Here is a 5,629-nt window from a genome sequence, read left to right on the forward strand (position 1 = left end):
CCCTACACCCTACACCCTACACCCTACACCCTACACCCTTCGTTAATTAACCGTAATAGGGTGGCTCATTGCCCGGTTTCCATTTGATATTACAGCCTAAACTCGGTTTTTGCTCCGTCGGCACCGGTTGACCGGTTAAAACCTTGTCAATGGCGGTGCGCAGATCTTTGCCTGTGACTGGTATTCCATTACTAGGACGACTATCATCCAATTGACCGCGATAGACTAGAATGCGCTGACTATCAAAGAGGAAAAAATCGGGAGTACAGGCTGCCGTGTAAGCTTTCGCCACTTCTTGGCTTTCGTCATAGCATAAATTGAATTTAAAGTCAAGAGTTATCGCCATTTTTTTCAAATTTTCCGGCGAATCATCGGGATATTTCTCCACATCATTAGAACTAATGGCGAGGATGCCCAGATTGGTGTTAGCATAATCGCGACCTAGACGGGTAAGTTCTTCTTGAATGTGTTTAACAAAGGGACAATGTTCACAGAGGAAGATGACTAACAGAGCGGTTTTAGCCGCAAAGCTGTCCAGAGAGATAGTTTCACCCGAAACCACATCGGGTAAGGCAAAACTGGGAGCTTTTGTCCCCAAATCTAACATTGTGGACTCGGTGCGTGCCATAAAGTTTATACTCTTTTCTATAGGGAGGACTGAGATTTTTATAGCATTTCATGCTTCATCGCGCAAATTTAAGACCTTAACCAGCATCAGTAAACAGTAATCAGTAAACATTAAACAGTAATCAGTGAACTGATAAGCCATTGACCTATCTAAATTACTGGTTAGAGCTGCAGTAGTCATAGTTCGCAGTGTCCGCCAATTGTGGAATAAAACTACTACAGAAATTCGCTTCTTCATCAGTAGTTTAGCAGCGGATGCCCAAAAACAGGCCGAGGTGATTCGCAGACATTGGAGTATCGAAAATAGTCTCCATTGGGTACTCTATGTTACATTTAATGAAGATGCCAGTGGGATTCCTCTGGGGTATGGAGCGGAAACACCTTTGTAACCCCTAAATCAGGTTGTATGTCAAGCTATTTTGAAAGCCTTGCTAGAAACCAGTTTTAGGGACAAGTATAATTACTCACTTGCATAAATGAGATGCTCCGGGCAAACGGCAAACTGGCAAATGGCAAACTTACTGGAAAAATCAAATTATGGGAACTTTGCAAGCAAAAAACCACATCCTCAAACCTGTATTCATCATCATATCAGGATTAGCGATTACTCAAACTATCGGCTGTACAACTTTCAATAGCTATCATCAGAAAAATCAAGTAAACGCCCAAACACCTGCAAAACCAGCACCCCAAGAAATTGTACAAACTGGAGAAGTGCGCCCTTTACCCGGTAGTTTAGATAAAATACCTGTTTTTAATAGCAACAGTCCAGAATGGATCAAAAATGAAGGTATTCTACTTTCTACTTTTACACCTAATAACAAAAAAGTTCCAGCCGCACATTTAAACTTTCCCATTCAAGGCAGATTTGATTTATTTGCTCATCATTATACCCACAATCCCAAGGATTTACAAACCTTATATATAGGAGTAATTTTACATAATCCCAGTCAAAAACCTATCACTATTAACATTTTACAAGGTGCGAGTTATTTAATGACAGAAGCACCGTTTGTCACCTTGCAACCCTACATAGAAAATAACGATGGTAAAGCATTTTCTGGACCAGGTGCAAGAGCAGTAGCGGATGTTTTGCGGGGAGTACGTCAAAAAGAATTTCCAGCAAGAATAGTCATTGCTGCTGGGGGAAGTCAAATGTTATTAAACCATCCTATCCCAGTCAGAAATTTAGAAAAACCTGTCAATGGGAGATCCAGTTTTTTCCGATTAAATAGCAGTGGTAAAATTTATGCAGCGAGTTTAGCCATGTTTGCGAAAAAAAATGCTGATGGTAGCGAGCGCGCACCCACATTAAAAGAATGGCAAGACTTATTAAATAACGGTAACTTTGCAGGACCAAGAGATAAAACCCCCACACCCCCAGATGCAAAAGGAGGTCAATTAATTTACAGCAGAGTCGCAGGTATATCCGAAGGTGCAACATGGAAAGCAAACCTCACAGACAACACCAAAACCCAAACCCTGACTATTCCCGAACCAGGTAAAACTATTTCTTATCCCATAGCCACTTTACGGGGTGGAAGGTTAGGAACAGAACAAAGCCAAACCGCAAAAATGCTAGTGCGGTATCCTGATACTGCTTACGAAGCACATGGTAACTATGGGGTAGAATATCAACTCAACATACCTTTAACTAATAACACTAATAAAAATCAGACAGTTAGCATCACTTTAGAAACTTCATTAAAAGAAGATAGACTATCTGAAAAAGGAATTAAATTTAGAAAACCATCATTAGACTTTCCCTTTTTCCGTGGTACAGTGCGTTTAAAATATAGCGATGATCAAGGTAAACAACAAACCCGTTATGTACATTTATGGCATAGAACAGGGCAGGTTTTAGATCCTTTATTAAAACTAGATTTAAAACCAGGAACTCAAAGAAAAGTACAATTAGATGTTATTTATCCACCTGATTCTACACCGCCGCAGGTGGTTACAATTAAGACTTTGGAAAATTAAAATAAATTGCAACAGACAAAAATCACTGACTGCCTTGTCTGTTACGGCGAACTGACAGGAGTTAATCTGAGAGGGCGTTGCTGAATCAAGGTATGAATGACAACCTTGCACCCATCCAAAAGTTAGTTTGGGTCTAGGTTTTAAAAATCCCAAACAAGAAGATTCAGATCTCAAATCAGCAACGCCGGTTGAATGGTACTCAACCCACTCTTTCTTTCCCTCCCCGTTTATCTTGACTCTAATCTCGGAATTTAGGAACAGTTTTCTTAGCTTAAATCCCGGAATTAACCTACTGAAACTGATCTGCCCAATTTTCGATCACACGCTGACTTTCGCGAGCAATAACTAAAGCATTATCGGGGACATTTCTAGTGACAGTTGAACCCGCAGCCACGGTGACATTTTTTCCTAATTCCAGAGGAGCCACTAAAACACTATTTGCCCCAGTTTTTGTGCCACTGCCGATCATAGTTTGGTGTTTTTTCACCCCATCGTAATTAGCAGTAATTGTTCCCGCACCAACGTTAACTTTTTCCCCTAAAGTGGCATCTCCCAGATAGGATAAATGGGCAATATTGGTTTTATTGCCGATGTCACTTTTTTTAATTTCAACAAAATTACCGACTCGACAATTAGCCCCAATTTTCGCTTCTCCGCGCAAATGAGCGTAGGGACCGATGCGACAACCAGAATCCACCTGACTATCAGAAATCACCGAAAATAAGACCGTTACATCGCTGCCTATCCGACTATTTTCGATTAAACTCCCAGGACCTATACGACAACCAGAAGCGATTATCGTCTCACCGCGCAGATGGGTTTGGGGTTCGATAATCACATCGGCACTGAGGGTGACAGTATCCTCAATGGTGACACTATCGGGGTCAATTATGGTGACTCCAGCGGCCATCCAATCATCTTTGACTCTAGTTTGCAGGATATCATAGGCGGCGGCCAATTGTTTGCGATCGTTAATGCCGCTAATTTCTAAACAATCCTCCACATCCACAGCCATGACGGGATCGAGAAAATTGACCACATCCGTGAGGTAATACTCACCTTGATCGTTATTGGGCGTTAAATTAGGCAGTATAGCCGCTAATCTTGACCAATTAAAGCAGTATATACCTGCATTAATCCGGTGGTTTTGTCGTTGGGCATCGGTACAGTCTCTTTCTTCCACAATCTGCTTAACGAGATTATTGCCATCACAAAAAACTCGACCGTAACCTTTCGGGTTAGGGAGGTTAGCAGTTAAGAGGGTGGCAGCGTTACCATGGTTTTTATGAATCTGGAGAAGATTTTGCAAGGTTTCGGGACGCAACAGGGGAACATCGCCATTTAAGACCAACAAATCCCCCTGAAAGTCCTCTAAATGGGGGATTAACTGCTGAATAGCATGGCCAGTGCCTAACTGTTCCTTTTGTTCAACAAATTCGATATCCTCAAGATGCTGTAGATTATTTCGCACCTGTTCCCCTTGATAACCGATAATCACCAGTTTTCGCTGCGGATGTAAGGATTCGCTGACATTAAGGACCCGTTCCACTAGCGATCGACTGCCGAGGGGATGTAAAACTTTCGGAAGGCTGGACTTCATTCGGGTTCCCTTACCCGCTGCTAAAATTGCTACCGCTACCATGGTCATGCTTGCCAATATCGTTTGCGACCGAGTATATCGCACTCCGATCCCCTTGGTTGCAAGAATTTTTCCCCTCTTTCATCCTGTGCCAGTTGAGAAACTACCATAAAAAGGTTTTCTTTAAGACATTGTTAAGGTACTATACACAAATTGAAACAATTGAACATAATTAGCACTCTATAGATACCGCTATGACAACTGTACTAACTAAGGAATCCTCCGCCATGAAACAGATTCGCACCACCTACCAAGCTGACCAACAGGTGAAATACCTGCATCTAGAAGCGGAAATCGAGGTACTGCTGCAACAACTGCAAAACCTCAAGCGCAAAAACCAAGAGAATCAAAACCTAAATTAAAGAAAATTTCCCTAAGAATTCTCAAATCCCACCCTCTGATCAGCGAGAAGGTGGGAAAATGTTTTTTGAGAATTCCAGATAGGTGTAGATTAATGATCAATTTTGCCTTACAGCAAGCCTTCGCCCGTCGTCATGCCCTGAAAGTGATCAGTGGGTTAAATAATTTCGATCGCTCGCAGGTTCTCTCAGTAGTTAAAGCCGCTACAGCCGGAGGAGCAACTTTTGTCGATATTGCCGCTAATGCTGACCTAATTGGGTCTGTAAAAGCCTTGACAAATGTACCCGTATGTGTATCGGCCGTCGAGCCAGAATTGTTGGTGATGGCAGTGGACGCGGGAGCCGATTTAATTGAGATCGGTAATTTCGATAGTTTTTATGCCCAAGGACGCATTTTTGAAGCGGCGGAAGTTTTAGCCCTCACCCGTCAAACTCGCGACTTACTGCCCGAAATTACCCTGTCTGTGACAGTTCCCCATCTGCTGCCCCTCGATGAACAGGTGAGACTAGCAGAAGCTTTAGTTAGTCAGGGTGCTGACATTATTCAAACCGAAGGCGGCACTAGCAGTCAACCCCGTCACGCCGGTATTTTGGGACTGATTGAAAAAGCTGCCCCGACTTTAGCGGCAGCCCACGCTATTTCCCACGCGGTGAAGGTTCCCGTCCTCTGCGCTTCCGGTTTATCCATTGTCACCGCTCCTATGGCGATCGCTGCTGGAGCGGCCGGTATCGGCGTTGGTTCGGCGATCAATCAATTGGATAATGAGGTGGCTATGGTGGCAGCTGTGCGCGGTTTAGTCGAATCTCTGCAAGCACAACCGGTCTATATTGGCAACTAGAACAATTTTTGTCTAGATACGACGGAGAAGGGTCTGTTTTCCCTTCTCTTTTTCCCTTTGTAATCAGTTATTTTAGCTGTCAGGAGTCGGTCGTCAGGAGTCAGTATTCAGGAGTCGGTCGTCAGGAGTCGGGAGTCAGGAGTCGGGAGTCAGGAGTCAGTATTCGGGAGTCAGAAGTCAGG

Annotated in this window: 7 protein-coding genes; 4 read left to right on the plus strand and 3 right to left on the minus strand. The window is 43.3% G+C overall.

Features of this window, described 5'->3' with window-relative positions; genetic code table 11:
* Positions 1–46: 46 nt before the first annotated feature.
* Both IQ242_RS15415 and IQ242_RS26765 read right to left on the minus strand, forming a co-directional pair.
* On the minus strand, positions 47–628 hold the full coding sequence (locus tag IQ242_RS15415) for a thioredoxin family protein (RefSeq protein WP_072925656.1): 582 nt from the start codon (positions 626–628) through the stop codon (positions 47–49).
* Positions 629–676: 48 nt separating this feature from the next.
* Positions 677–808 (minus strand): hypothetical protein, encoded by a 132-nt coding sequence (locus tag IQ242_RS26765; protein WP_255520660.1) that lies wholly within the window; start codon positions 806–808, stop codon positions 677–679.
* Here IQ242_RS26765 and IQ242_RS15420 point away from each other — a divergent pair.
* Together IQ242_RS15420 and IQ242_RS15425 are read left to right on the plus strand one after the other, a co-directional pair.
* Entirely contained in the window at positions 807–1,016 is a 210-nt protein-coding gene (locus IQ242_RS15420; RefSeq protein WP_370583010.1) for an ISAs1 family transposase, read from the plus strand. The two genes, IQ242_RS26765 and IQ242_RS15420, sit on opposite strands and share 2 nt — an antisense overlap.
* Before the next feature lie 148 nt (positions 1,017–1,164).
* Positions 1,165–2,610, plus strand: a complete 1,446-nt coding sequence (locus IQ242_RS15425; RefSeq protein WP_193960566.1) for a DUF3370 domain-containing protein — start codon at positions 1,165–1,167, stop codon at positions 2,608–2,610.
* Between the two features lie 289 nt (positions 2,611–2,899).
* On the opposite strand, the gene glmU is transcribed toward IQ242_RS15425, so the two are convergent.
* Complete coding sequence (glmU, locus tag IQ242_RS15430) at positions 2,900–4,252, minus strand: bifunctional UDP-N-acetylglucosamine diphosphorylase/glucosamine-1-phosphate N-acetyltransferase GlmU (RefSeq protein WP_193960568.1); 1,353 nt, start codon at positions 4,250–4,252, stop codon at positions 2,900–2,902.
* A 191-nt stretch (positions 4,253–4,443) separates the two neighbouring features.
* Between glmU and IQ242_RS15435 the strand changes: the two genes are divergently transcribed.
* Positions 4,444–4,611: a hypothetical protein gene (locus IQ242_RS15435; RefSeq protein WP_002801704.1), complete on the plus strand. Its 168-nt coding sequence runs from the start codon at positions 4,444–4,446 to the stop codon at positions 4,609–4,611.
* Positions 4,612–4,703: 92 nt separating this feature from the next.
* Positions 4,704–5,447: a DUF561 domain-containing protein gene (locus tag IQ242_RS15440; protein WP_193960567.1), complete on the plus strand. Its 744-nt coding sequence runs from the start codon at positions 4,704–4,706 to the stop codon at positions 5,445–5,447.
* Positions 5,448–5,629 lie beyond the last annotated feature (182 nt).

Origin of the sequence: Microcystis sp. LEGE 08355 (assembly GCF_015207185.1) — a bacterium.
In the GTDB taxonomy this organism is placed as follows: domain Bacteria; phylum Cyanobacteriota; class Cyanobacteriia; order Cyanobacteriales; family Microcystaceae; genus Microcystis; species Microcystis panniformis.